Here is a 654-nt window from a genome sequence, read left to right on the forward strand (position 1 = left end):
GCTTCAGCAAGACCATTTCCAGCCGTTGCTGGTAGTTGTTGTCTGCATTTTGAGTGATGCCGAGAACGCGCTCCCAGTCAGGCAGTAACGACTGTGCAAAGAACGGGGTTACCGCGTCACTGACGCGATTGGCGCTCTGTTCTATTAGCTGCAACTGCTTCGCTTCGGCGGCCAGTTCGGCATCCAAACGGGGAGCATCCGTGGCATAACTGACCGGGGGCAGTAACTGCTTCAGTAATGATTTCATGAAAAAAGCCTTACCGTGATGCGGCCCATCCGCAGCCATTCAAGATGGTTCCTATCCACCAACGCGATAACGTTTTCTACGGGGGCGATGATGCGACGGTCACGAATACCGGGTATCAGGGAAATGCGCATTTCTATCTGACTACGGATCAACGGTTCACCGGGGGCCAGCCGTCCTGCCGCATCGGTAATAACGTTCGTGATTTCCTGACTGGCGGCTTCCAGCGTGATGCCATCCAAAACGACTTCAACAACAAAATCCACCGGGCGCAATGCCGGTGCCAATACCAGTGAGCTTTTGGCGGTGACGGGGCGAACGTCGTCAATATGCGCCTGTACCGCGTTGATAATGTCCGCTGACGGCAAGCCATCGGCGGAGGTGATCGCAATATCGACGGTGCCGAGGCC

The 654-nt window shown here is 55.5% G+C and carries 2 protein-coding genes; both read right to left on the reverse strand.

Annotation, left to right across the window (positions count from 1 at the left end):
• On the reverse strand, window positions 1-247 hold a 247-nt coding region (locus AAY47_RS19795), incomplete at its 3' end, for a putative phage tail protein (RefSeq protein WP_047772101.1).
• Window positions 244-654 (reverse strand): baseplate J/gp47 family protein (locus AAY47_RS19800; RefSeq protein WP_047772102.1); only part of this gene is annotated, 411 nt, incomplete at its 5' end. The genes AAY47_RS19800 and AAY47_RS19795, both read right to left, overlap by 4 nt.

This window comes from Xenorhabdus griffiniae, assembly GCF_001028135.1.
GTDB classification, from domain to species: domain Bacteria; phylum Pseudomonadota; class Gammaproteobacteria; order Enterobacterales; family Enterobacteriaceae; genus Xenorhabdus; species Xenorhabdus bakwenae.